This window comes from Mycobacterium sp. MAA66 (assembly GCF_041261665.1).
Classification (GTDB): domain Bacteria; phylum Actinomycetota; class Actinomycetes; order Mycobacteriales; family Mycobacteriaceae; genus Mycobacterium.
In genome coordinates this window covers 30,071-56,436 of record NZ_JBGCCC010000005.1, presented here as the reverse complement: position 1 = coordinate 56,436, position 26,366 = coordinate 30,071, and the positions used below count along the sequence as shown (strand labels likewise).

17 protein-coding genes, 1 tRNA gene and 1 pseudogene are annotated in these 26,366 nt (G+C 66.6%); 13 read left to right on the top strand and 6 right to left on the bottom strand.

Annotated elements, in window-relative coordinates:
- The first annotated feature begins 23 nt into the window (after nt 1–23).
- The 6 genes from ABIA30_RS16505 (at nt 24) to ABIA30_RS16480 (ending at nt 6,605) form a co-directional block, all read left to right on the top strand.
- Nucleotides 24–1,655 carry an AMP-binding protein gene (locus ABIA30_RS16505; RefSeq protein ID WP_370067220.1) on the top strand — a complete coding sequence of 544 codons (1,632 nt, stop codon included), beginning with the start codon at nt 24–26 and terminating at the stop codon, nt 1,653–1,655.
- Nucleotides 1,656–1,780: 125 nt separating this feature from the next.
- On the top strand, nt 1,781–2,971 hold the full coding sequence (locus ABIA30_RS16500; protein ID WP_370067219.1) for an amidohydrolase family protein: 1,191 nt from the start codon (nt 1,781–1,783) through the stop codon (nt 2,969–2,971).
- Nucleotides 2,968–4,443: a FadD3 family acyl-CoA ligase gene (locus tag ABIA30_RS16495; protein ID WP_370067218.1), complete on the top strand. Its 1,476-nt coding sequence runs from the start codon at nt 2,968–2,970 to the stop codon at nt 4,441–4,443. The genes ABIA30_RS16500 and ABIA30_RS16495 overlap by 4 nt, the downstream gene beginning before the upstream one ends.
- Before the next feature lie 195 nt (nt 4,444–4,638).
- Nucleotides 4,639–5,385: a hypothetical protein gene (locus ABIA30_RS16490; protein WP_370067217.1), complete on the top strand. Its 747-nt coding sequence runs from the start codon at nt 4,639–4,641 to the stop codon at nt 5,383–5,385.
- On the top strand, nt 5,382–5,969 hold the full coding sequence (locus ABIA30_RS16485; protein WP_370067215.1) for a twin-arginine translocation pathway signal: 588 nt from the start codon (nt 5,382–5,384) through the stop codon (nt 5,967–5,969). The genes ABIA30_RS16490 and ABIA30_RS16485 overlap by 4 nt, the downstream gene beginning before the upstream one ends.
- Nucleotides 5,970–5,978: 9 nt before the next feature.
- Nucleotides 5,979–6,605 (top strand): 2-C-methyl-D-erythritol 4-phosphate cytidylyltransferase, encoded by a 627-nt coding sequence (locus ABIA30_RS16480; RefSeq protein ID WP_370067213.1) that lies wholly within the window; start codon nt 5,979–5,981, stop codon nt 6,603–6,605.
- On the opposite strand, the gene ABIA30_RS16475 is transcribed toward ABIA30_RS16480, so the two are convergent.
- The gene (locus tag ABIA30_RS16475) at nt 6,592–7,296 is read right to left on the bottom strand and encodes a 2-C-methyl-D-erythritol 4-phosphate cytidylyltransferase (protein ID WP_370067211.1); all 705 of its coding nucleotides are present in this window, start codon (nt 7,294–7,296) and stop codon (nt 6,592–6,594) included. The two genes, ABIA30_RS16480 and ABIA30_RS16475, sit on opposite strands and share 14 nt — an antisense overlap.
- Nucleotides 7,297–7,457: 161 nt before the next feature.
- Here ABIA30_RS16475 and ABIA30_RS16470 point away from each other — a divergent pair, with 161 nt between their 5' ends.
- From ABIA30_RS16470 to ABIA30_RS16455, 4 genes and pseudogenes are all read left to right on the top strand, one after another.
- Entirely contained in the window at nt 7,458–8,666 is a 1,209-nt protein-coding gene (locus ABIA30_RS16470; RefSeq protein WP_370067681.1) for a low temperature requirement protein A, read from the top strand.
- Nucleotides 8,667–9,357: 691 nt separating this feature from the next.
- A complete protein-coding gene (locus ABIA30_RS16465; RefSeq protein ID WP_370067209.1) occupies nt 9,358–18,585 on the top strand; it encodes a fatty acid synthase subunit beta domain-containing protein in 9,228 nt (3,075 codons plus the stop codon).
- 31 nt (nt 18,586–18,616) lie between these two features.
- Complete coding sequence (locus ABIA30_RS16460) at nt 18,617–19,009, top strand: holo-ACP synthase (protein ID WP_370067207.1); 393 nt, start codon at nt 18,617–18,619, stop codon at nt 19,007–19,009.
- Nucleotides 19,010–19,047: 38 nt separating this feature from the next.
- Nucleotides 19,048–20,440, top strand: a pseudogene (locus ABIA30_RS16455) (dipeptidase); the annotation flags it as partial.
- On the opposite strand, the gene ABIA30_RS16450 reads toward ABIA30_RS16455, so the two are convergent.
- The 4 genes from ABIA30_RS16450 to bcp are packed head-to-tail and all read right to left on the bottom strand — an operon-like array spanning nt 20,364 to nt 24,498.
- Complete coding sequence (locus tag ABIA30_RS16450; RefSeq protein WP_370067205.1) at nt 20,364–21,632, bottom strand: amidohydrolase family protein; 1,269 nt, start codon at nt 21,630–21,632, stop codon at nt 20,364–20,366. The pseudogene ABIA30_RS16455 and the gene ABIA30_RS16450 overlap by 77 nt on opposite strands.
- A 9-nt stretch (nt 21,633–21,641) precedes the next feature.
- Nucleotides 21,642–22,415, bottom strand: coding sequence for a class II aldolase/adducin family protein (locus tag ABIA30_RS16445; RefSeq protein WP_370067203.1), 774 nt, complete (start codon nt 22,413–22,415; stop codon nt 21,642–21,644).
- Nucleotides 22,402–23,988, bottom strand: coding sequence for a class I adenylate-forming enzyme family protein (locus ABIA30_RS16440; RefSeq protein ID WP_370067201.1), 1,587 nt, complete (start codon nt 23,986–23,988; stop codon nt 22,402–22,404). The genes ABIA30_RS16445 and ABIA30_RS16440 overlap by 14 nt, the downstream gene beginning before the upstream one ends.
- A gap of 36 nt (nt 23,989–24,024) precedes the next feature.
- Nucleotides 24,025–24,498 (bottom strand): thioredoxin-dependent thiol peroxidase, encoded by a 474-nt coding sequence (bcp, locus tag ABIA30_RS16435; RefSeq protein WP_370067199.1) that lies wholly within the window; start codon nt 24,496–24,498, stop codon nt 24,025–24,027.
- Between the two features lie 92 nt (nt 24,499–24,590).
- On the opposite strand from bcp, the gene ABIA30_RS16430 reads away from it, so the two are divergent.
- On the top strand, nt 24,591–24,815 hold the full coding sequence (locus tag ABIA30_RS16430) for a DUF3618 domain-containing protein (protein WP_370067197.1): 225 nt from the start codon (nt 24,591–24,593) through the stop codon (nt 24,813–24,815).
- Nucleotides 24,816–24,822: 7 nt separating this feature from the next.
- Here the strand turns inward: ABIA30_RS16430 and ABIA30_RS16425 are convergent, their stop codons facing one another.
- On the bottom strand, nt 24,823–24,984 hold the full coding sequence (locus ABIA30_RS16425) for a hypothetical protein (protein ID WP_370067196.1): 162 nt from the start codon (nt 24,982–24,984) through the stop codon (nt 24,823–24,825).
- 344 nt (nt 24,985–25,328) lie between these two features.
- On the opposite strand from ABIA30_RS16425, the gene ABIA30_RS16420 reads away from it, so the two are divergent.
- Together ABIA30_RS16420 and ABIA30_RS16415 are read left to right on the top strand one after the other, a co-directional pair.
- Nucleotides 25,329–25,401 (top strand) — tRNA-Lys (locus tag ABIA30_RS16420).
- Between the two features lie 66 nt (nt 25,402–25,467).
- Nucleotides 25,468–26,325, top strand: a complete 858-nt coding sequence (locus ABIA30_RS16415) for a hypothetical protein (protein WP_370067194.1) — start codon at nt 25,468–25,470, stop codon at nt 26,323–26,325.
- Nucleotides 26,326–26,366 lie beyond the last annotated feature (41 nt).

Here is a 26,366-nt window from a genome sequence, read left to right as displayed (position 1 = left end):
AGCGCGGAGGTCGTCGGAAGTCCATGCAGAACCCCGGTCCTACTCCCGCTCGCGCCGCCCCCGGGGCGACCGTGCCGGGCTTCATTGCCCGAAGCATTCCCGCCGAACTTGTAGAACGTTACGTGTCCGAGGGGTGGTGGCTGCCCGAGACTCTGGGTGACGTCCTGGCGAACGGTCTGCGGCAGGCCCCCGAGGCCGGCTTCTGGGTGCACTCGGACACCCGGCCGTTCGCCGGCACCTTCGCCGACGTCGAGCTGGTGGCTCGACGGTTGGCAGCCGGGTTGCGGGCCCGCGGCGTCGGCCCCGGTGATGTGGTGGCGATGCAGCTGCCCAACTGGATGGAGGCGGCAGCCACGTTCTGGGCGTCGGCGCTGCTCGGGGCGATCGTGGTGCCGATCGTGCACTTCTACGGCCGCAAGGAATTGGGCCACATCATGGCCACTGCGCGGCCCAGCGTGCTGGTCACCGCCGAGCGGTTCGGGCGGATGGAGTACCACCGCGATCTGTGCGCCGAGGTGCCGCTGGTGCTGCTGGTCGGCGGCCCCGGCGGTGGTCGTGAGCTGGTCTTCGACGATGTACTGGCCGACGAGCCGATGCCCGAAGTGCTGCCCACCGACCCCGCGGGGCCGGCCTTGATCGCCTTCACCTCGGGCACTACGCGCGACCCCAAGGGCGTCGTGCACAGTCACCAGACGTTGACGTTCGAAACTCGCCAGCTGTTGGCCAACTACCCGCCCGGCCGTGGCCGGCAGCTGACCGCGACCCCGGTCGGGCATTTCATCGGCATGCTGGGTGCCTTCCTCATCCCGGTGCTCGAAGGTGCGCCGATCGATCTGGTCGACGTGTGGGATCCGGCCAGGATGCTGGCCCTGATGGCTGCCGACGGCATCTCGATCGGCGGTGGGCCGCCCTACTTCGTCACCAGCCTGCTCGACCATCCGGATTGCAGCGATGTGCACCGCAAGCTGATCACCACCGCAGGCCTGGGCGGCTCGACAGTGCCGGCAGCCGTCACTCGGCGGCTGAACGACATGGGGGTGTTCGTGTTCCGGTCCTATGGCAGCACCGAGCATCCGTCGATCACCGGATCGGGCGTGAGCGCACCGGAGGCCAAGCGGCTCTACACCGATGGCGATCCGCGTCCGGGCGTCGAGATCAAACTCGCCGACGACGGCGAGATTCTCAGCCGCGGCCCGGACCTGTGCCTCGGGTACCTCGATTCGGCCTTGACCGCCAAGGCTTTTGACGATGACGGCTGGTATCGCACCGGCGACATCGGGGTGCTGGACGCCGACGGCTACCTGACCATCACCGACCGCACCACCGACCTGATCATCCGCGGCGGCGAGAACATCAGTGCCCTTGAGGTGGAGGAAGTTCTGCTGACCATGCCGGAAGTGGCCGAGGCGGTCGTGGTGGCCGCGCCGGACGAGCGGCTGGGGGAACGGGTCGCCGCAGCGGTGCGGGTCCGCTCCGGCCAGGTGATGCCCACGCTGGACCGCGTTCGCGAGCATTTCCAACGGGTTGGAGTGGCCCGGCAGAAGTGGCCGGAGGAACTCCACGAGGTGCCTGAGGGGCAGGACTTCCCGCGGACGGCCAGCGGCAAGGTGCAGAAATTCAAGGTGCGGGCCGAATTGGCCGTAAATCGGGCCTGAACCTGCGGTAATGCGCGTACCAATCGGGTGAAAACGCGGTCGGAAACGTGGGAAAACCAACCTGGACGTATTGCCAGTGCACTCAAGTGAGAATATGATTCTCACGAAGCGAAAAGGAGAATTTCATGGGTCAACTGTCACACCGGGTCGACATTTCCTTCCCGCTGTTCGACGCGGACAACCACCTGTACGAGCCGCCGGAGGCGTTGCTGACCTACCTCCCCAAGGAGTACAAGGACGTCGTCCAGTACGTGGAGGTCAACGGGCGGACCAAGATCGCCATCCGCGGCCAGATAAGCAACTACATCCCGAACCCCACCTTCTCGGTGGTCGCCAAGCCCGGCGCCTGGGAGGAGTACTTCAAGTTCGGTAACCCGGATGGCAAGAGCAAGCGGGAGCTGTTCGGTGAGCCGATGAAATCCATCCCGGCGTTCTTCGAGCCCGGCCCGCGGCTGGAGCTGATGAATGAGCTCGGTATCGACCGCACGCTGATGTTCCCGACGCTGGCCAGCCTCGTCGAGGAGCGGCTGCGCGACGATCCGGTCGCGATCCACGTCCTGATCCACTCGCTGAACCAGTGGCTGGACGACGTGTGGGGCTTCAACTATCAGAACCGCATCTTCACCACGCCCGTGATCACGCTGCCGATCGTCGACAAGGCCATCGAGGAGCTGGAGTGGGCGGTCAAGCGTGGTGCCCGCGCCATCCTGGTCCGCCCGGCACCGGTGCCCGGCTTCCGTGGCCCGCGCTCGTTCGCGCTGCCCGAGTTCGACCCGTTCTGGCGCAAGTGCGTGGAGTACGACGTGTTCGTCGGTATGCACTCCTCCGACAGCGGCTACTCGCGCTACACCTCGGAATGGGACGGCGGGGCGCAGGAGATGCTGCCGTTCCAGACCAACGCGATGTCGATCCTCAACGAGTGGCGCCCGATTCAGGACGCGGTGGCCTCATGGGTCATCCACGGCGGCCTGTTCCGGCATCCGGATCTGAAGGTCGGAGTCGTCGAAGCCGGGTCCAAATGGATGTTCCCGCTGCTGGATTCGATGGCGGAGGTGTACAAGAAAGCGCCAGAGGCGTTCTTGGGCAACCCGATCGAAGAGATCAAGAACCGCATCTACGTCAGCCCGTTCTACGAGGAAGGCATCGACGACTTGATCAACCTGATCGGTGTCGACCAGGTGCTGTACGGCTCTGACTGGCCGCACCCGGAGGGCCTGGCCGAGCCGACCCACTACGTCACCGCGCTGGAGCACCTGGCCATCGAGGACCAGGCCAAGATCATGGGTGGCAATCTGGGTCGTCTCGTCACGCTGTGACACGACCCCGCTGGGAGACCATCCCCGAGATGGTCCTCAGTGCAGCGGACCGGTTCGGCGATGCCGAGGCAGTCGTCGACGGTGGTGCCGTCAATCCGGCTGGGGACGGTCCGCTGCGCTTGTCGTTCGACCAACTCGCTGACCGCGTCCGCCTTGCTGCGGGCGCGGTCGCCGGGCTGGGCGTCAACAAGGGTGACCGGGTCGCGCTGTGGGCGCCCAACTCCGGCGAGTGGATCATCGCGGCGTTCGGCATCATGACCGCCGGTGGCGTGCTGGTCCCGGTCAACACCCGGTTCAAAACGGACGAGGCCGCCGACGTCATCACCCGCAGCGGCGCCAAGGCTGTGCTGGTCCAAAAGGGTTTCCTAGGGCAGGATTTCGACGTTCCGGGGATCCCGACCATCGATCTGAAATCTGACTTCCTCACCGCAGCAGCGCCATTCGAGCGGGCGCCCGCGGACTGGCTGAGCGGCGACGACATCTGCGATGTCATCTACACCTCGGGCACCACCGGCCGTCCCAAGGGCGCCATGATGAACCACCGCCAGACCCTGCGGATGTACGAAGAATGGGCGACGCTGGCCGACCTTCGTCGGGGCGATCGATATCTGATGGTCAACCCGTACTTCCACACCTTCGGTCTCAAGGCCGGCCTGGTCGCCTCGTTGCTGCGCGGGGCGACCATGATTCCGGTCGAGGTGTTCGACATCGACCGCGTGGTGGAACTCATTGAGGCAGAACGGGTTACCATGCTGCCGGGCCCGCCCACGCTGTACCACTCGCTGCTGACGGTGCCCGACAAGACCCGGCTGGCGACGCTGCGCGCCGGGGTCACCGGGGCCGCGGACATCCCGGTCGAGCTGGTCCGCCGGATTCACGACGAGCTGCCGTTCCAGACGTTGATGACCGGCTACGGCCTGACCGAGGCCGGCAACGTCACACTGTCGCTACCCGGAGATTCGTTCGAGGACGTGGCCACCACTGCCGGTGTGCCGTGTGACGGTGTCGAGGTCCGCATCGCCGGGGACGGCGAGGTGTTGGCCCGCGGCTACAGCGTCATGCAGGGCTACCTGGACGACCCGGGCGCCACCGCTGCGGCAATCGACCCCGACGGTTGGCTGCACACCGGCGACCTCGGCGAGTTCACCGAAGTAGGCCGGCTCAAGATCGTCGGCCGCAAGAAGGACATCTTCATCGTCGGCGGATTCAACGCCTACCCGGCCGAGATCGAAGGCTTCCTGATGGAGCACCCGGCCGTCGCGCAAGCTGCAGTGGTCGGGGTGCCCGACGAGCGAATGGGTCAGGTCGGCAAGGCGTTTGTGGTCTGCCCATCCGGCGGGATCACCGCCGACGAGCTGATCTCCTGGAGCCGGGATCGGATGGCTGGTTACAAGGTCCCGCGCTTTGTAGAGTTCCGGGACGCCTTGCCGCTCAATGCGACCGGCAAGGTGATGAAGGACCAATTGCGCTAGCTGCCAAGGAACGCGCTGGGCATTCGCACAGCACGGAAATGTCATTTCCGCTGCACAGTCACGATATTGCAACGTGTACGGGTGGAGTATGGTCGGCCTCATATCAAAAACTGATAATGTCATTCTCGCCAAGTGCTGCACTGACGGGCAGGAGGGGTCGATGTCATCCCGCGATAGGCGTCACCATTGATCGATATGGACACACACAGCCCGGAGGACTCGGCGTCGGCCGATGCTCCGTCGCTCGCCGCAGATGAGGCCGAAGCCGAGGCCGCAGAAGCCGAGGCCCTGGCAGCTGCTGCCCGGGCCAAGGCCACCGCGATCCGGCTGCGGCGCGAGGCCGAAGAACTACAGGCCGCGCAGTCCGCGCGGGCAGAGTCGTCCGATACGCCACCGAACCCCGACCCGCTTGAGCTCGAAACGTCCGTCACTGAGCCGTCCAAGACACCGGTGTGGGCGATCATCGCCGCGACGTTGATCGTCGTGCTGTCGCTGGGGCTGGTGGGTTTCGGTGGTTGGGTGATGTGGCAGCACCACCAGCTCCAAACCGGCCAGGCCGCCGAGCAGCACCGGCGCGCTGAATTCGCCGCGGCTGCAGCACAGGGTGTGGTGAATCTGATGTCACTGGATTACCGGCACGCCCAGCAGGACGTGCAGCGGATCCTCGATGGGACCACCGGCGACTTCAAGAAGGACTTCCAGGCGACCGCACAAGACTTCGTCAAGGTGGCCGAATCGTCCAAGTCGGTGACCGAGGCGACCGTGACCGCCACGGCGGTTCAGGCCATGACGCAGGACACCGCGACGGTGTTGGTGGCGGCGACCACGAAGGTGACCAACGCGGCCAGCAAGGACCAGCAGCCGCGGTCGTGGCGTTGGAGTGTGGACGTGGCTCGTGACGGTGGACAGATCAAGCTGGCGAAAGTTGAGTTCGTGCCGTGACTTCCGAGCCTGACGAGATCGAGACGACCGGAGTCGAACTGACCGCACCCGCGGATGGCGTCGATGACGCAGCGGTCGCCGCGGAGCCGGAGAACCGCGTTGTGCGATGGCTGATTCCGGTATTGCTCGCGGTGCTGCTGGCCGGTTCTGCAGGCTTCGCGACGTGGGCCTACTTCGACCTGTACGTGCCCGACAGGCAGACCAACGCGATGTCGTCGGACGCGGTACTCAAGGCGGCCTCCGAAGGTGCGGTGGCCATGTTGTCGTACGCGCCGGAGACCATGGACAAGGACTTCGCCAAGGCCAAGTCGCATCTCACCGGTGACTTCCTGGGTTATTACACCGACTTCACCCAGAAGGTGGTGACCCCGGCGGTCAAACAGAAGGATGTCAAGACGCAGGCGACCGTCGCTCGTGCGGCGGTCTCAGAGATGCATCCGGACTCGGCGCTGGTCCTGGCGTTCATCAACCAGGTCACCGTGAGCAAGGAGAACCCGGACGGATCTTTTGCCCAGAGCGCGGTGAAGATCAGTATGAACAAGGTCGACGGCAACTGGCTCATCGCGGCGTTCGACCCGATCTAGGGTGACGTGGTGATCATCTGGGGAATCGTGCCGCTGCCGGCCGACGTCGCGCCGACCGATTTCACCGCACCGATCGGTGGTGCATCCGCCCTGACCCGGGCAGTACGGGCGATGTCGTCAGCAGCGCCGGTGCTGGTCGTGGTCGCCGAGCCGTCGTTGACGGTAACTCGGGAATGCCTGGCAGCCAACGATCTCGGCGACTGCACCGTCCTGGCGGCTGCCGGTGCGGCTTCGTTTCGCGACTGTGTCCGCACCGCGCTGGATCACCTGCGCGGTGAACCGGTCGGTGTCACCCACGTGGTCGTGCACGATGTGCGGTACCCACTGGCCACCGCTGAGTTGTCCACCAGAGTAAGTACCGGACTGCGTGACCACGATGTCGTGCTGCCTGTGCTGCCGATGGTGGACAGCGTGAAAGTCGTTGATGCGCAGGGTGTTGTCGGCGGTAATGTCGACCGCGCCGAATTGTGCACGGTGCAGTATCCGCGCGGTTATTCCGTTGCAGCACTGGCCCGGTGGCTCGATGGTGAGGATCTGATGCCGGAGGCCGCGACCGTGGACGGTGACCCGAATGCGTTCGCCGTCGACCTGGTCCAGGATCGGGCTCTGGTGGAAGCGATTCTCACCGCAGGCTGAGGAGTTGCTCGGCCACCTGAACATCGTGGGCGAATGTCACTTTGAAGTTCTGCGCCGAACCGGCGATCGAATGGACCCGGACATCGGTGAACCGCTCCACGCACGACGAGGTGTCGGTGCCGTCGAACCCGGCCGCGTCGGCGTCGCGGTAGGCCTGTAACAGCGGACCGGCCCGGAATGCCTGCGGAGTCTGCACGCGCACCAGTGATTCCGGAATCGCGGTCAGCCGATCGGATGAGTCCCTGCGCGCCACGTCGCCGGCGTCGAGCACCGGGATTGCGCCACCGTGCCGGCGGGCCGCGGCGATCGCGGATGCCATCAATTCGGGTTCGGCCAGCGGTCGGGCGGCGTCGTGGATGAGAACGACGTCGATCGATCCGGACTCGATGTCGGCGGCCAGATGGTTCAGCACATTGTGTTCCGAGCTGTGCCGGCTGTCACCGCCCTCGACGAATTCAATTGGTATGCCAGGGAGTTCGGCGGCAATCAGCTGTTCGACCTGAGCGCGTTCGCCGCGGCGGAACACCAGGACGGTGCGTTCGATATCGGGCGCGCCGGCGACCGCGCCGACCGACCAGGACATCATGCTGCGGCCGGCCAACTGTAGGTAGGCCTTGTTGCCGTCGGCGCCCACCCGCGAGCCGATGCCCGCGGCGAGCACCACACCGACGGCGATCGGGGCAGTGGACACGCACTCACGGTAGTGGGACGTGGGTGGTGAACATGCGGGAGGCTTACCGTGGAGCGGCCCGAGGCGGGCCGCGGATTCGGTGAAGGGGATACGGCATGGACGGAGCGCAGCCGCTCACTTCCGACGCGCACAGCGCAGTGCGGGCCCATCGACTGGCGCCGATGCGGGGACGAGATCCCCATGAGAAGCACCGGGTGTCGACCCCCCTGGAGTTGCTGTTCGACCTGACCTTCACCGTCGCCTTCGGCGTCGCGGCTTCGGAACTGGCCCACATGCTCGCCGCCGGTCACGTGGGCGCCGGGATCACCGCGTTCGTGTTCGCGACTTTTGCGATCTGCCTGGCGTGGATCAATTTCACCTGGTTCGCCTCGGCGTACGACACCGACGACTGGGTGTTCCGGCTGATGACCATGGTCGAGATGGTGGGCGTGCTGGTCCTGGCGCTGGGCCTGCCGGCGTTCTACGACTCCGTCGAGGCCGGCCGGCAGGTGGACAACGCGGTGCTGGTCGCCGGCTACGTGGTGATGCGAATTGCGTTGGTGGGGCAGTGGTTACGGGCCGCGCGGCAGAATCCGGCCGGTAGGCCGGCCGCGTTGACCTACGCGGTGATCGTGTCTGCGGTGCAGCTCGGCTGGATCGGCACGGTGTTCCTGCCGACGCCGGTACCGGTGACGCTCGGTTGTTGGGCGGTGCTGGCTTCGATTGAACTCGGCGGACCCATCCTGGCCGAATCGCGATGCGGCGGCACGCCGTGGCACGCCCATCACATTGCGGAACGTTATGGCCTGCTGGCGATCATCGCGCTGGGGGAGGGCGTGGTCGGTACGGTCGCCACGCTCTCGGCGGACATCGGCGAACACGGCTGGTCGGTCGATGCGGTACTGCTGGCGATCTCGGGCACCGCCCTGACGTTCGGCATGTGGTGGGTGTATTTCATGGTTCCGGCCGCCGATGCGTTGCACGCCCACCGCGAGCGGTCGTTCTGGTTCGGTTATCTGCACATGCCGGTGTACGGGGCCATCGTGGCCACGGGTGCCGGCTTGCACACCGCGGCGTACTTCATCCAGCATCACTCGGCGCTGGGCTCGGTGGCCACGGTGCTGACCGTGGTGATCCCGGTGGGCGTCTATATCGCACTGGTCTACGGGATGTACACGCTGATGCTGCGCAGCTCGGATGCGTTGCACCTGCTGTTGTTGGCGCTGACCGCGGTGGTGCTGGTGGTAGCGGTGATCCTGGCGGGGGCAGGGGTGCCGATGGCGGTCTGTCTGCTGGTCGCGTGCCTGGCCCCGATAGTGACCGTGATCGGGTTCGAGATGGTCGGGCATCGACATGCGGATGCTGCGGTTCAGGCCGCAGGCGGGCACTGATCAGTGAGCCCAACTTCACGTTCGGTGCCAAACCCTGCTGCGGCGCTGCGCCACGTGCAGATCGACCAGCGGAAGGTTGCTGGCATCGGCGTCGACGCCGACAACATTCTCAAACATTGGTGCGGCCAGTGGGACTGACGCCTGACGGTTTGTGGGGCGGCATGGTCGCCGGTTAGCTGGTGATCAACTCTAAGGCGGTCGAGACGTGAGTCCAGCAAACTTTGCCTCGACAACTTACCGGGCTTATATACACCGTGAACTGACTTGTCGACGTTTTCTGCGAGATTTTTTGCTACCCGCAAGTAAGGTGCGCCGGGCGCCTCAAACCCGATAACGATTTGATAACAATACCGCTGTGATCTGCGAAATCCTTGCTACCCGACCGTAACCACCCGCAAGCAGGACGTTTGTCCGGCAACTTGTAGACCGTTTTGTGATGCGCCGTTACCCAATCTGTGGTTACCCATCCGTAGAACTCGCCAGTAACCATTTCCCGTCGGAAAATGGGCTGACCTCTTATGACACTCTTATTGCAGTCGGCCCGGCCCGGATGGTCCGTCCGTCTGGAAGCTGGGTGCCTCCGCAGCGTCGCGGAGTCGGTGCGATTTCTTTCGCGCCACGCAGACCCGGCCCTGCCGGGCCGACAACGCAGACATCGCAGCACGCGCAGTACCAAAGGGAGAAGCACGACGTGACGATCAACGAACACCACCAGGTGACCAGCGGCCGCGCCGACGATTCGGCGGCCTCCCTTACCGGCGCGCACGCGCTGGTGGACCTCCTCAACGCCGGTGAGCCCTATGCCGTGGCCTTCGGTGGCCAGGGTGCCGGCTGGCTGGAGAACCTCGAAGAACTCGTCAGTTCGGCCGGTATCGAGTCGGAACTGAGCGAAGTCGTCGGCGAAGCGGCCCTGCTGCTGGAGCCGGTGGCCCGCGAGTTGGTCGTGGTACGGCCGGTCGGCTTCGAGCCGATGCAGTGGGTCCGCGCACTGGCTGCCGACGAGCAGCTGCCCACCGCCAAGCAACTGACCACGGCCGCCATCTCCGGCCCGGGCATCCTGCTGGCCCAGATGGCCGCCATGCGCGCCGTGCAGCGTCAGGGCCTGGATCTGGCCGGCACCCCGCCGGTCGCGGTCGCAGGGCATTCGCAGGGCATCATCGCGGCCGAGGCACTCAAGGCCAATGGTGCTCGGGACGCCGAGCTGCTCGCGCTGCTGCAGCTGATCGGTGCCGCCGGCTCGCTGGTGTCGCGCCGCCGCGGCATGGTCGGCCGGGGTGACAAGTCTCCGATGGTGTCGGTCACCAACGCCGACCCGGACCGTATCGCCGAACTGCTCGAAGAGTTCTCCAAGGATGTCCGCACGGTCCTGCCGCCCGTGCTGTCGATCCGTAACGGCCGTCGCAGCGTCGTCATCACCGGAACCCCGGAGCAGCTGGCCCGGTTCGAGCTGTACTGCAGCAAGATCACCGAGAAGGACGAAGCCGAGCGGAAGAACAAGCTGCGCGGTGGTGCGGTGTTCAGCCCGGTGTTCAACAGCGTGCAGGTCGAGGTCGGCTTCCACACCCCGCGTCTGGCCGACGGCATCGAGGTCGTCGACCGCTGGGCCGCCAAGATCGGCATCGACACCGAGTTGGCCCATCAGATGACCGAAGCGATCTTCGTCAAGCCCATCGACTGGGTCTCCGAGGTCGAGCGGCTGCACGACGCCGGCGCCCGCTGGATCATCGATCTGGGCCCCAGCGACACCGTCACCCGCCTCACCTCGCCGATCATTCGGGGCCTGGGCGTGGGCATCGTGCCCGCCGCCACCCGCGCCGGACAGCGTTCGCTGTTCACCGTCGGTGCGGCGCCGGCCGTGGCGCCCGCCTGGGCCAGCTACGCCCCGTCCGCGGTGCAGCTGCCCGACGGTTCGGTCAAGCTGTCCACCAAGTTCACCCGCCTCACCGGCCGGTCGCCGATCCTGCTGGCCGGCATGACCCCCACCACCGTCGACGCCAAGATCGTCGCCGCGGCGGCCAACGCCGGGCACTGGGCCGAGCTGGCCGGTGGCGGCCAGGTCACCGAGGAGATCTTCGACGACCGCATCGCCGAGCTGACCCAGCTCCTCGAGCCGGGCCGCGCCATCCAGTTCAACTCGCTGTTCCTGGACCCGTACCTGTGGAAGCTGCAGGTGGGCGGAAAGCGCCTGGTGCAGAAGGCCCGTCAATCCGGTGCGCCGATCGACGGCGTGGTGGTCACCGCCGGCATTCCCGAGCTGGAAGAAGCCGTCGCGCTGATCGAGGAACTGCACGAGATCGGCATCACCAATGTGGTGTTCAAGCCGGGCACCGTGGACCAGATCAAGTCGGTCATCAAGATCGCCGCCGAGGTCCCGGACAGGGAGATCATCGTCCACGTCGAGGGCGGCCGCGCCGGTGGCCACCACTCGTGGGAAGACCTCGACGACCTGCTCGTCAGCACCTACTCGGATCTGCGCAAGCAGTCCAACCTGACCATCTGCGTCGGCGGCGGTATCGGTACCCCGGAGCGGGCTGCCGAGTACCTGTCCGGCCGGTGGGCCAAGCAGTACGGCTTCCCGCTGATGCCGGTCGACGGCATCCTGGTCGGCACCGCCGCGATGGCCACCCTGGAAGCCACCACCTCGCCTGCGGTCAAGCAGATGCTGGTCGACACCAAGGGCACCGATCAGTGGGTCGGCGCCGGAAAAGCCCAGGGCGGCATGGCTTCTGGCCGCAGCCAGCTGGGCGCGGACATCCACGAGATCGACAACACCGCATCGCGTTGTGGCCGGCTGCTCGACGAGGTCGCCGGCGATGCCGACGCCGTGGCCGAGCGCCGCGACGAGATCATCGCCGCGATGGCCGACACCGCCAAGCCGTACTTCGGCGACGTCGCCGAAATGACGTACCAGCAGTGGCTTTCGCGCTACGTCGAGCTGGCCATCGGCGACAACAACAGCACCGCCGACACCAAGAAGACCGACTCGCCGTGGCTGGACATCACCTGGCGCGACCGGTTCGAAGAGATGCTGCAGCGCGCCGAGGCCCGGCTGAACCCGGCCGACGCCGGCCGGATCGACACCCTGTTCGGTGCGAACGCCGAAGGCGAAGCGCTGCTTGAGGATCCGCAGCGCGCGATCGCCGAGTTGGTCGCCCGCTACCCCGAGGCGCAGACCCTGCGCCTGCACCCGGCCGACATCCCGTTCTTCATCACGCTGTGCAAGACCCTCGGCAAGCCGGTGAACTTCGTGCCGGTGGTCGACAAGGATGTGCGCCGTTGGTGGCGCAGCGACTCGCTGTGGCAGGCCCACGACGCGCGTTACACCGCTGACCAGGTCTGCATCATCCCCGGTACCGCCGCCGTCGCCGGTATCACCCGGGTCGACGAGCCGGTCGGCGAGCTGCTGGACCGCTTCGAGCAGGCCTCGATCGACGAGGTGCTGGCCGCCGGGGTCGAGCCGGTCTCGGTGGTCTCCCGTCGCCAGGCCCGCGTCGACGTCACGGGGCCGCTCGGCGTGGTTCTGGACTCGCCCGATGTGCTGTGGGCCGGTCGCACCGCGATCAACCCGGTGCACCGCATCGGCGCTCCGTCGGAGTGGCAGGTCAACGAAAACCGTTCGGCCACACACCCTTCGACCGGCGCTCGGCTCGAACTCGATAGTGACGGCGTCACCCTGAACGTACCGCTGTCGGACATCTGGATCGCGATCCGGTTCACCCTGCCGTCGGCCACCGTCGACGGCGGTATGCCGGTGGTCACCACCGAGGATGCCGCTGCGGCCATGCGCGCCGTGCTGGCCATCGCCGCCGGCGCCGACGGCGTGGACGCGCTGCCGATCGTCACCGGCAACACGGCCACCGTCACCGCAGACTGGGACCCCGAAGAGGTTGCCGACCACACCGGCGTCACTGCCACCTTCGGTGCCCCGCTGGCGCCGGGTCTGACCCTGGTGCCCGACGCTCTGGTCGGCCACTGCTGGCCCGCTGTCTTCTCGGTGATCGGTTCGGCCGTCACCGATAGCGGCTTCCCGGTCGTTGAAGGCCTGCTGAGCCTGGTGCACCTGGACCACGCCGCGCACCTGCTGGCCCCGATGCCCACCGAGCGTGCCGAATTGACCGTCACCGCAACGGCTTCGGCCGCGGTGGACACCGAGGTCGGCCGCGTCGTGCCGGTCGAGGTCACCATCGCCGATGCTGCCGGCACCGTCCTGGCCAAGCTGGACGAGCGGTTCGCCATCCGCGGTCGGAGCGGCGCCATCGAGCTGACCGACCCGCCGCGCGCCGGCGGTGCGATCACCGACAACGCCACCGAGACCCCGCGCCGTCGTCGTCGCGATGTCTCCGTCACCGCGCCTGCCGACATGAGCGCCTTCGCGGTGGTCTCCGGTGACCACAACCCGATTCACACCGACCGGGCTGCCGCACTGCTGGCCGGTCTGAAATCGCCCATCGTGCACGGCATGTGGCTGTCGGCCGCGGCCCAGCATGTGGTCACCGCCACCGATGGGCAGGCCACGCCGCCGGCCCGTCTGGTCGGCTGGACCTCCCGCTTCCTGGGCATGGTGCTGCCGGGCGATGACATCGACTTCCGGGTCGACCGCGTGGGCATCGACCGCGGCGCCGAGATCATCGAGGTCACCGCGAAGGTCGGCGGCGATCTGGTGATGTCGGCGACGGCCCAATTGGCCGCGCCCAAAACGGTTTACGCGTTCCCAGGCCAGGGCATCCAGCACAAGGGCATGGGTATGGAGGTGCGGGCCCGGTCCAAGGCCGCCCGCAAGGTGTGGGACACCGCCGACAAGTTCACCCGCGACACCCTGGGCTTCTCGGTGCTGCACGTGGTGCGCGACAACCCGACCAGCATCATCGCCAGCGGTGTGCACTACCACCACCCGGACGGCGTGCTGTTCCTGACGCAGTTCACCCAGGTGGCCATGGCCACGGTGGCGGCCGCTCAGGTCGCCGAGATGCGGGAGCAGGGCGCCTTCGTCGAGGGTGCCATCGCCTGTGGCCACTCTGTCGGCGAGTACACCGCGCTGGCCTGCGTGTCCGGTGTGTACGAGCTGGATGCGCTGTTGGAGGTGGTGTTCCACCGCGGCAGCAAGATGCACGACATCGTTCCGCGCGACGAGAAGGGCCGCTCCAACTACCGGCTCGCCGCCATCCGCCCGTCGCAGATCGACCTCGACGACGATGACGTCACCGACTTCGTGGCCCAAATCGCCGAGCGCACAGGTGAATTCCTGCAGATCGTGAACTTCAACCTGCGTGGCTCGCAGTACGCCATCGCCGGTACCGTCCGCGGCCTGGAGGCCCTGGAGGAGGAGATCGAGCGTCGTCGCGAGATCAGCGGCGGCAAGCGGTCGTTCATCATGGTGCCCGGCATCGACGTGCCGTTCCACTCCGAGGTGCTGCGTGTCGGCGTCGCCGACTTCCGTCGGGCGCTGGACCGGGTCATGCCGCGTGACGCCGATCCCGATCTGCTGGTCGGCAAGTACATCCCGAACCTGGTGCCACGGTTGTTCACCCTGGACCGCGACTTCATCCAGGAGATCCGCGATCTGGTGCCGGCCGAGCCGCTCGACGAGGTGCTCGCCGACTACGACACCTGGCGCAACGAGAAGCCTCATGAGCTGTGCCGCAAGGTCGTCATCGAGCTGTTGGCCTGGCAGTTCGCCAGCCCGGTGCGTTGGATCGAAACCCAGGATCTGCTCTTCATCGAAGAGGCCGCAGGCGGTCTCGGTGTCGAGCGGTTCGTCGAGATCGGCGTGAAGACCATGCCGACGGTCGCCGGTCTGGCCACCAACACGCTCAAGCTGCCGGAGTACTCGCACAACACCACCGAGGTGCTCAACGTCGAGCGCGACGCGGCGATGTTGTTCGCCACCGACACCGATCCGGAGCCCGAGGACGACACCGCTCCCGCGCCGGCTGCCGCTGCGGCACCCGTGGAAGCTGTTGCCGCAGCACCGGTTCCGGCCGCCGCGCCGGCCGCACCCTCGGGTGGACCCCGTCCTGACGACATCGGCTTCGACGCCGCCGACGCGACCGTGGCATTGATCGCGCTGTCGGCCAAGATGCGCATCGATCAGATCGAGCCGCTGGACTCCATCGAGTCGATCACCGACGGTGCCTCGTCTCGACGCAACCAGCTGCTGGTCGACCTGGGTTCGGAGCTGAACCTGGGCGCCATCGACGGTGCCGCCGAGGCCGACCTGTCCGGGCTCAAGGGGCAGGTCACCAAGCTGGCCCGTACCTACAAGCCTTTCGGCCCGGTGCTTTCCGACGCGATCAACGACCAGTTGCGCACGGTGCTCGGCCCCTCGGGCAAGCGTCCGGCCTACATCGCCGAGCGGGTCGGCAAGACCTGGGAGCTCGGTGCGGGCTGGGTCAAGCACGTCACCGTCGAGTTGGCGCTGGGTACCCGTGAAGGTTCCAGTGTCCGCGGCGGCGACCTGGGTGGCCTGCACAACGGCGCACTGGCCGACGCGGCCAGCGTGGACAAGGCCATTGATGCCGCCGTGAGCGTGGTTGCCGCGCGTCGTGGCGTGGCGGTGTCGCTGCCCTCGGCAGGTGGCGGCGCCGGTGGCGTCGTCGACTCGGCCGCACTGAACGAGTTCGCCGAGCAGGTCACCGGTCCGACCGGTGTGCTGGCTTCGGCCGCGCGCCTGATCCTGGGCGAGCTGGGCCTGAACACCCCGGTGGTGCTGCCGGAGGCCTCGGACGCCGAGCTGATGGATCTGGTCAACGCCGAATTGGGTTCGGACTGGCCGCGTTTGGTTGCGCCGGTGTTCGACGGCCGCAAGGCGGTGCTGTTCGATGACCGGTGGGCCAGCGCCCGCGAGGACCTCGCGCGCATCTGGCTGATGGACGAGGACGAGGTCGACGGCGACTGGGCGCAGCTCTCCGAGCGCTTCGAGGGTGCCGGACATGTCGTTGCCACCCAGGCCAATTGGTGGCAGGGCAAGGCGCTGGCGGCGGGTCGCACCATCCATGGGTCCCTCTACGGACGGGCCGCGGCAGGCGCCGAGAACCCGGAGTCGGGTCGGTACGTCAACGAGGTGGCCGTGGTCACCGGCGCGTCGAAGGGCTCGATCGCTTCGGCGGTGGTGGCGCAGCTCTTGCACGGCGGTGCTTCGGTTGTGGCGACCACCTCCAAGCTCGATGACGACCGGTTGGCGTTCTACCGGACCCTGTACCGCGACAACGCCCGCTTCGGCGCGCAGCTGTGGGTGGTGCCGGCCAACATGGCGTCCTACACCGACATCGACGCGCTGGTGGAGTGGATCGGCAACGAGCAGAGCGAAAACCTTGGGCCGCAGTCGATTCACGTCAAGGATGCGCAGACCCCGACATTGCTGTTCCCGTTCGCCGCGCCGCGCGTGGCGGGCGATCTGTCGGAGGCCGGCGCCCGCGCCGAGATGGAGATGAAGGTTCTGCTGTGGGCCGTGCAGCGGCTCATCGGCGGCCTGTCGCACATCGGTTCCGATCGCGACATCGCCTCACGTCTGCATGTGGTGCTGCCGGGCTCGCCCAACCGCGGCATGTTCGGCGGTGACGGCGCCTACGGCGAGTCCAAGTCCGCTCTCGACGCAGTGGTATCGCGCTGGAAGGCCGAAACCTCGTGGTCACAGCGAGTTTCGCTGGCGCACGCGCTGATCGGCTGGACCAAGGGCACCGGCCTGATGGGCCACAACGACGTAATCGTCGGTGCCGTCGAAGAAGCCGGTGTCACCACGTACACCAGCGAAGAGATGGCTTCGATGCTGCTCGACTTGTGCAACATCGAGTCCAAGGTGGCAGCGGCACACGAGCCGATCAAGGTCGACCTGACCGGCGGTCTGGGTGAGGTGCAGCTCGACATGGCTGAGCTGGCCGCCAAGGCCCGCGAGGAGATGGTCGCCGAATCTGCTGCGACAGAAGAAGATCTGGCGGGCACCATCGCCGCACTGCCGTCGCCGCCGCGTGGCCGTCAGGCCGCCCCGGCACCCCAGTGGGCGAAGGTCGACGTCGACCCCGCCGACATGGTGGTACTGGTCTCCGGTGCCGAGCTCGGGCCGTACGGCTCGTCGCGCACCCGCTTCGAGATGGAGGTGTCCGGCGAACTGTCGGCCGCCGGCGTCCTGGAGCTGGCCTGGACCACCGGTCTGGTCAAGTGGGAAGACGACCCGAAGCCGGGCTGGTACGACACCAACACCGGTGACCTGGTGGACGAGACCGAACTGGTCGAGCGCTACCACGACGTCGTGCTGGACCGCGTCGGCATCCGTGAATGGGTGGACGACGGATTCCTGGATCCCGATCACGCCGCACCGCTGCTGGTTTCGGTGTTCCTGGACAAGGACTTCTCGTTCGTCGTCTCCTCCGAGGCCGACGCCCGGGCGTTCGTTCAGTTCGATCCGGAGCACACCGTCATCGCGCCGGTGCCGGACAGCTCCGACTGGCAGGTCACCCGTCAGGCCGGCACCGAGATCCGGGTGCCGCGCAAGGTGAAGCTGTCGCGCACCGTCGGTGCGCAGGTGCCCACCGGGTTCGACCCGCAGGTCTACGGCGTCACGCCGGACATGGCCAGCTCGATCGACCGGTTGGCGTTGTGGAACCTGGTGACCACCGTCGATGCGTTCCTGTCGGCCGGGTTCAGCCCGGAAGAGCTGATGCGCTGGGTGCACCCGAGCATGGTGGCCTCGACGCAGGGCACCGGCATGGGCGGCATGACCTCGATGCAGACCATGTACCACGGCAACCTGCTGGGTCGCAGCAAGCCGAACGACATCCTGCAGGAGGTGCTGCCCAACGTCTTCGCCGGACACGTGGTGCAGTCCTACATCGGTAGCTACGGCTCGATGATCCACCCGGTTGCCGCGTGCGCGACCGCCGCTGTGTCGGTCGAAGAGGGCGTCGACAAGATCCGTTTGGGCAAGGCCGATTTCGTGGTCGCCGGTGGCTATGACGACCTGACGCTGGAGGCCATCATGGGCTTCGGCGACATGGCCGCCACTGCGGACACCGAGGTGATGCGCGCCAAGGGCATCAGCGACTCGAAGTTCTCCCGCGCCAACGACCGGCGCCGGTTGGGCTTCGTCGAATCCCAGGGTGGCGGAACGATTCTGCTGGCCCGCGGTGACCTCGCCATCGAGATGGGTCTGCCGGTGCTGGCCGTGGTCGGCTACGCCTCGTCGTTCGGTGACGGTGTGCACACCTCGATCCCGGCTCCGGGTCTGGGTGCACTGGGCGCCGGTCGCGGTGGCCGCGAGTCGAAGCTGGCCCGTTCGCTGGCCAAACTCGGTGTGGCGCCGGATGACATCGCCGTCATCTCCAAGCACGACACCTCGACGCTGGCCAACGATCCCAACGAGACCGAGTTGCACGAGCGTCTCGCGGCTTCGTTGGGTCGCTCGCCGGGCAACCCGCTGTTCGTGGTGAGCCAGAAGAGCCTGACCGGTCACGCCAAGGGTGGCGCGGCAGCGTTCCAGATGATGGGTCTGTGCCAGATCCTGCGCGACGGCGTGATCCCGCCGAACCGCAGCCTGGACTGCGTGGACGACGAACTGTCCAACGCGCAGCACTTCGTCTGGGTCCGCGAAACCCTGCAGCTGGGCGAGAAGTTCCCGATCAAGGCCGGTCTGGTGACCAGCCTCGGGTTCGGCCACGTGTCCGGCATGGTTGCGCTGGTGCACCCGGAGGCCCTGCTGGCCGCGCTGACCCCGGAACAGCGGGAGGACTACCTGCGTCGCGCAGATGCCCGACTGCTGGCCGGTCAGCACCGCCTGGCATCGGCCATCGCCGGTGGCCGTCCGCTGTACGAGAAGCCGGCCGACCGCCGGTTCAACCACGATTCGCCGGAGAAGCGTCAGGAAGCTGACATGCTGCTCGACCCGGCATCGCGGTTGGGCGAAAACGGTTGGTACGGGCGCGGATGAGCACCGGAGCGAGTAGCGAAGCGGATCGCGCGTGAGCATTGTTGGTATAGGTATTGACCTGGTGTCCATTTCGGACTTCGCCGAGCAGGTGGACCAGCCGGGCACCGTCTTCGCCGAGACCTTCACGCCAGGGGAGCGCCGGGACGCCGCCGACAAGAGTTCGTCGGCGGCCCGGCACCTGGCGGCCCGATGGGCAGCCAAGGAAGCCGTGATCAAGGCGTGGTCGGGGTCACGGTTCTCCAAGCGGCCGGTGCTGCCCGAAGGGATCCACCGCGACATCGAGGTGGTCACCGATATGTGGGGCCGCCCCAAGGTGCGGCTGTCCGGTGAGATCGCCGAGCACCTCAAGGGCGTCACCATTCACGTGTCGCTGACCCACGACGGCGACACCGCCGCGGCCGTCGCGGTCCTCGAGCAGGCCTAATTTTTCCTTCGTGACCGGTTAACCTTGGCCGCATGACCGATCTTGTTGCCAGCGTCCGTGCGGTCCTGCCATCGGTGCGAGCCGACCTGGAAGACCTGGTTCGCATCGAGTCGGTGTGGGCCGATCCCTCCCGTCGTGGGGAGGTGCAGCGCAGTGCCGAATTGACCGCAAAGCTGTTGTCGGATGCGGGCTTCGGTGACGTGAAGATCGTTGAAGAAGGTGGCGCCCCGGCGGTGATCGCGCATCACCGGCCGCCGCCCGGCGCGCCGACGGTACTGCTGTACGCCCACCACGACGTGCAGCCCGAAGGCAACCGCGCGCAATGGACCTCCGAGCCGTTCGAACCCAGCGAGCGGGACGGGCGGTTGTACGGCCGCGGCAGCGCCGACGACAAGGCCGGTATCGCAACGCATTTGGCGGCCTTCCGGGCGCACGGCGGCAATCCGCCGGTCGGGGTCACCGTATTCGTCGAGGGTGAGGAGGAGTCCGGCTCACCCTCACTCGGCGCGTTGCTGGCCGCGCACAAGGACGCCCTGGCCGCCGATGTGATCGTGATCGCCGACTCGGACAACTGGAGCACCGAGATCCCGGCGCTGACGGTGTCATTACGTGGCCTGGCCGACTGCGTCGTGGAGGTGGCCACGCTGGATCATGGCCTGCACTCGGGCATCTGGGGAGGTGTGGTGCCCGACGCGCTGACCGTACTGGTGCGGTTGCTGGCCAGCCTGCACGACGACGACGGCAATGTCGCGGTCGCCGGCCTGCATGAAGGCGCTGCGGCCGACGTGGATCGCGGGCCGGACTGGGTGGCCGCCGAGACCGGCATGCTCGACGGAGTGCAACAGATCGGTTCGGGCTCGGTGGCGCAACGGCTTTGGGCCAAACCGGCGATCACCGTCATCGGCATCGACACCACGCCGATCGACAAGGCGTCCAATACCCTGATCCCCAGCGCCCGGGCCAAGATCAGTCTCCGGGTCGCACCCGGTGGTGACGCTGCGGCGCATCTTGCGGCGTTGACCAGGCACTTCGAGAGCCACGTTCCGTGGGGCGCCAAGGTCACCGTGATCCCGGGCGATGTCGGCCAGCCCTACGCGATCGAGGCCAGCGGTCCGGTATATGACGCGGCTCGGGCGGCCTTCACCCAGGCCTGGGGAGTGGCCCCGGTCGATATGGGGATGGGCGGGTCCATCCCGTTCATCGCCGAATTCGCCGCCGCGTTCCCGGATGCGACCATCCTGGTCACCGGGGTGGAAGATCCGAGCACCCAGGCGCACAGCATCAACGAGAGCCTGCACCTCGGCGTCTTCGAGAAGGCTGCGACGGCCGAGGCGCTGCTACTCGGGGCGCTGGGTCAGAACGCCTCCGGGTCGCGCTGAACCGCTGCTGGAACCGGGTGTTGATACAGCCGGGAAGCGTTCTCCCAGGTGATCTTTCGGATCGCGTCGGCCGGCAGGTCACCGATCTCGTCGTGGATGGTCTGCTGCGTGTGCGGCCATGTCGAGTCGCAGTGCGGGTAGTCGGCCTCCAACATGATGTTGTCCAGCCCGATCCGGTCGCGTTGCACAAATGAAGATTGGTCCTCCACCGCACAGAACCAGAAGTTGCGCACGAAAACCTCGGCCGGCGAAAGCTTTTCGCCGAGCCGCTCCCAGGTGCCGTACATGGCGTGATAGCTGAGCATGTGATCGAGCCGGTCGAGCAGCCCGGCCACCCAGCCGATACCGCCTTCGGACAGACAGATCTTCAGGTCCGGAAACCGGCTGGGCAGACCGGAATACAACCAGTCCACCGCCGCCGAGATGGCGTAGGCGAAGAACAGCACGCCCTGGACATCCGGCGGTGCGTCCGGGGTGGTGGACGGTGATGAGCCCGACGATCCGATGTGCAGGTTGACCACGGTTCCGGTATCGGCGCACGCCGCCATCATCGGATCCCAGTAGCCGGAGTGGATGCTGGGCAGTCCAAGCATCGCCGGGTTCTCGCTGAAAGTCATTGCGTGAAAGCCGCGTTCGGCATTCTCGTAGATCATCTTGGCCCCGACCTTGGGGTCCAGCAGCCAGGGCAGCTGGCACGGGATGATCCGGTCCGGGTGCGAGCCGGCCCACACCTCGAGGTGCCAGTCGTTCCAGGCGCGCACCGATGCCATCGCCAGGTCGCGGTCGGTGGTGACCTGTTGTAGGCGTTGGCCGGCGAAGCCGGGCAGGAACGACGGGAAGTTCAACGAGGCGTAGACCCCGTTGAGGTCCATGTCCTTCACCCGGGCGTGGATATCCCAAGCGCCCCGGCGCATCTCGTCGAAGCGCACCGGCTCGAATCCGTATTCGGACACCGGCCGGCCGACCACCGCGTTGAAGCCGACGTTGGGCAGCTCTTTGCCGTCGTACACCCAGGTCTGGCCGCCGGCGTCGGTGTCCACCACGCGCGGAGCCCGGTCGGCGAACTTGGCCGGCAGCCGTCCGGTGAACGTATCCGGCGGCTCGACGATGTGGTCGTCCACCGAGATCACCGTGTACCGACGTTTGGCGCGCGGTGGATCCGGCAGCAGGGTGACGGTGCGATCCACGCCGGTTTTGGCGGTGGTGAAATCGAGGTTGGTGGCCAGGTCGTCAATGGATTTCATGCCAGTTCCTTACTGCAGAACGGCCGAGTCGGCCTTGATGGTCGCGCGGGCGGCACCGGCCCAGTACACGTCTGCGGCCCGCTCGATCAGCGACGCCTTCATGCCCATCATGTCCGCCCATTTCATCTCGGTGGGTTTGAGGCCGGTGAGCAGTACGTCGTAGGCCAGTTTGCACACCCGCTCGATGGCGGCCGCCCGGTACACCGCCTCAGGCAGGTTACGGCCGGTCGCGATGACTCCGTGGTTGGCCAGGATGGTCAGGTTCGCCGAGCCGATCCGCGTTGCCAATTCCGCTGCACGCGAAGGACTGTCGACCTCGCCGTCGTACTCGTCGATCAGGCAGAGGTCGTCGAGGAACAGAGAGCCCGTCTGGTGCAGCAATTCGGGCAGGCGGCCGAGCGCCGCCAACACGCATACGTAATACGGGTGATTGTGGATCACCACTCGCGCATCGGGTCGCGCCCGGTGCAGTTCGGTGTGGATATGGATGGCCGGGGTGACGTCCCATTTGCCGCGCACCACGCGGGCGTCCTCGTCGACCATACAGACGTCCGAGGCGCTGACCTCCTGCCACCACAACCCCCATGGGTTCACGTACATCTCGGTGTGGCCGTCGGGCTGCCAGGTGATGTGCCCGGCCAGGTTCTCGGCGAATCCGATGGACGCCAGGTGCCGGAACGCGATGGCCATGGCCTGCTGGTCGGACAGGTTTACCCCGATCGGCGGTGTCACCGACGGCGCCCATACTTCCAATCCGCCGCGGCGCGGTTCAGCTGCGGTCATGCCGGCCTCCCATGCGAGATCGAATATCCTGGCGGAGTTGACCTTTGGCCACCTTGCCGCCCGATGACCGGGGGAGTTCGCCGAGTACGATCAGTCGCTCGGGCAGCAGTTCTTTGGAAACCCCTTGTGCCAACAGGTGCGCGCACAGCTGCGGCAGGTCCAGCGCCGCTGAACCGATCAGCTCGACGTAGACACAGACCTTTTCGCCGAACACCGGGTCGGGCATGGCGACGGCGGCGGCCACCGCGACCGCGGGATGCGTGGTCACGTAGTCCTCAACCTGATTGGCACTGATGTTCTTGCCGCCGCGCACGATGAAGTCGGATGTCCGGCCGGTGACTCGCAGGTAGCCGTCGGCGTCGATTTCGCAGATGTCACCCATCCGCATCCAGCCGTCGCGGGTGAACAACTTGTCGTGGTCGGTGCCGCCCAGATAGCCCAGGCTGGTCGCCGGGCCGCGGCAGGCCGGCTGTCCGCGTCCGGTGGCGGTGACGTCGGTGTCGCCGTCGAACAGGCGGACGGCCATGTCCGCGACGATCCGGCCACCGGTACGCAGCCGGTTTTCCAGGGAGTCGTGCACCGTGGTGCCACTGAGCAGGCCGGTCTCGTTGGACCCGTAGAACTGCAGAATCTTTGCACCGGTGAGTGTTTCGAACTCAGACGCTGGGCGGTAGGGGAGCGCCTCACCGCCGGTGAAGACCACCCGAAGCGAGCTCAGGTCGTGTTCGCGCGCCGCCGGATCAGCCATGATCATGGTCAGTTGGGTACTGACACAACACAACACACTGACCCGATGGCGCTCGATGGCCGCGCAGGCCGCCGCGGCGGTGAATCTTTCCAGCAGGATTGCGCTGGCGCCCAGGTGGATCGGGGTGATGTGGCTGGTCCACAGGCCAAAGCCGAACGGAGTCGGGATGACCGGCAGGAACACGTCGTCGGAGGTCAACAAGCCGTTGGCGACGGCCTGCTGATGGAAGTAATACCAACGGTTCTGGGTGTGCACGACGCATTTGGGCAGCCCCGTGGTGCCGGAGGTCGAATTGATCAGGAAGACATCGTCGGGGTCGAGCGGTCCGTGCGGCTGCGCGGGCGTGACACCTACCGACAGGTCCGACAACATCAGTAACCCGCAACCGAGTTCGGCGGTGACCCCCGACGCGGCGTCGTGGCGCTGCGGATCGGTGATCAGCAGCAGTGGCCCGGCGCCGCGCAGGATGGCCGTCACCTCACTGGTTCCGGCGCGAGCACCGACGCCGACCACCACGGCGCCGCACCGCTCGATCGCCACGAACAGCGCGTGGATCGCTACGGTGTCGCCGTGCCAGACTGCGACCCGGTCGACGTGGCCCACGCCTGCACCGGCCAGCTCCCGGGCCAAAGCATCTGCAGCAGCATCGAATTGGCGCCACGTCAGCTGAAAATCGGGGTGGTTCAGGTAAGCGATGCGATCCGGAACGTCGGTGGCGTTGGTACGCACCGCATCCGACAACGTGGTGTCAGACCACCAGCCGATAGCGCGGTAGTGCGCAACCTCGTCGGAGGTGAATGCGGGTGAGCCCGCGATCGCGACCACGGGTCGAGTGTGTCAGACCAAGACGGTCGACAAGGGTCAGACGGACAGATCCCGACGCAGCTTGGCAACGTGGCCGGTGGCCTTCACGTTGTATTGCGCGACCTCGATCTTGCCCTTCTCGTCGACCAGGAACGTCGAGCGAATGACGCCCTGAACGGTTTTGCCGTACATCGACTTCTCGCCGAATGCTCCGTATGCGGTCAGCACCTTGCGCTCCGGATCGGACAGCAGCGGGAAGGTCAGGTGTTCGGCGTCGCGGAACTTGGCCAGCTTCTCGGGCTTGTCGGGAGAGATGCCGATGACATCCAGCCCGGCCTCGTTGAGCTCGGCCAGGCTGTCTCGGAAGTCGCAGGCCTGTTTGGCGCATCCGGGGGTGGAGGCGGCCGGGTAGAAGTAGATGATCACCTTGCGGCCCGCGTAGTCGGACAGCTTCACGGTGTTGCCGTCGGCATCGGGCAGGCTGAATGCGGGAGCCTTGGCGCCCACTTCGAGTCGGGGGGTCGGTGCCACCGTCGTGTCCCTTCTGTTGGCCACAGCGCGGACTATTGGTCCGGCTGAACTAGGGTAGTTCGCCTAGGAGCAAAGCGAGTTGGAGGGCTGAAGTGGCGGACCGGAATCCTGACGACATCAAGCAGGACATTGATCGGGCGCGCGATCAGTTGGCGTCCACCGTCGACGCGCTCGCTGTGCGGGCCAATCCGCAGAAGCTGGCCGATGAAGCCAAGGCGCGTGCCATCGCTTTCGCCAGCAAGCCCGCGGTGATTGTCTCGGTCGCCGGGCTCGGCACGCTGGTGATCGTGTTGGTCATCCGCAAACTGCGCAGCTGACTCGGTTTCAGCGGCGCCGCGACGGGAGCAGTAGCTCCAGGAGTCCGCGGCGCGGTGGATTGGCGCGCAGGCCCAATCGGCTGCAGTTGTGCACTGCGATGAGGCCAGCCATCGCGTCGTCGACGGTTTCGTTACCGGGCGTGGGGCGTGAAATTGCTGCTGTGCTCATTTTCAGCTAACCCCTCCCCGATAAGTGCTGCCTCAGCTCGCCGACTGCGTAGCTTCGCTCAGCTAACTAGATGTTAGCGTGATTTGTCCAATTTTTGCAGCTAATGACACCGTTAGGCCGATCACGGGTCAGTGTTCGCTATCGGTCCAAATTTACGCCTGAGTGTTCAACTGGTTCCGGCGGAACATTTTCAGCACAGTTTCACGCGAAAGGCCGCGTGGTGGAGATCACAATTGGAGCCTTGGGGGTTCGGTAGCGGCTAAGCGCACCTCACGGGACCGTCCAACGCGCCTGACCTCGCGATTTCATCCGGCGGCCATTGGGCTGTTAAGGTTTTCCACGCCGCGCCGTTAGCTCAGTTGGTAGAGCAGCTGACTCTTAATCAGCGGGTCCGGGGTTCGAAACCCTGACGGCGCACAGCACAGAGGCCCCCACTTCGGTGGGGGCCTCTTTTGTTTCCGATGATGGTCCACAATCACTCGTATGGGTCTTCTGCCGACGCCGTACACGCGCCTTTCTGACTCCGATGTCGCGGACGCATTGGGTCGCGCGGTCGCGGTCATCAATCCACTGCTCAACGTGCTTTCGGAGGCCGATCCGATCGGGCTGCGCAAACGCACCCACCGGCTCCTGCGGCCGCCTCGCGGGGTGAGCGACCTGGTCCGTCGGCTCCGTCTGCACCGTCGTCGTCATGAGGCCGGCCGCAGCCCGAGCAACACCGACCGCGCCTTGAACGTGGGTGCCCATGTGATGAATGCCGCCGACTTTCCCGGCACCGCGGCCTGGGATCGGATGGACCGCGATGAGCGCATCCACTGGTGGGTGCACCGGGTCGGCGCACTGAACACCGTGCTGGTGGCTTCGCCCGGAGCCTTCGGTTGGCTGGCCCGAATGGTGCCGGTGGGTGAGCTGGCCGGCTTTGTCAGCCAGGCCATCGTGTTGTGCGCGGTGGCCCGCGAATACGGCGTCACCGACAAACGGGAGCAGGTGCGATTGCTCGCCGAGGTGTTGTGTCAGCGGCATCTGCCCGAGGACTTCGACGTGCCGGCGCAGCCCGACCCCGAGCCGCTCCCCGAAACGCCGCCACCGGGCTGGAAGCCGCTTGAGGCGATCACATCGTCGACCCCGGCGGTGGTCATCAAGAGCATCTGGCAGCTTGCCGGCATCCTGCGCGCGACGTTCGACGAGGTCGCCAAGCGGCCGCATCCGACGCGGCTGTACGGGCTCCTGGGTTCATTGCCCGGGCTCGGATGGGTCGCGACCTATTTCGGCGAGCGTGGTGCGTTGGCCCGAGCGGCGCACCAAGGAATCCTCTGGCTGGCCGACCGGACCGCCGGCTGAACTCGTGGCATCAGCTCGCCGAAGACAGATGTCGACGCCCT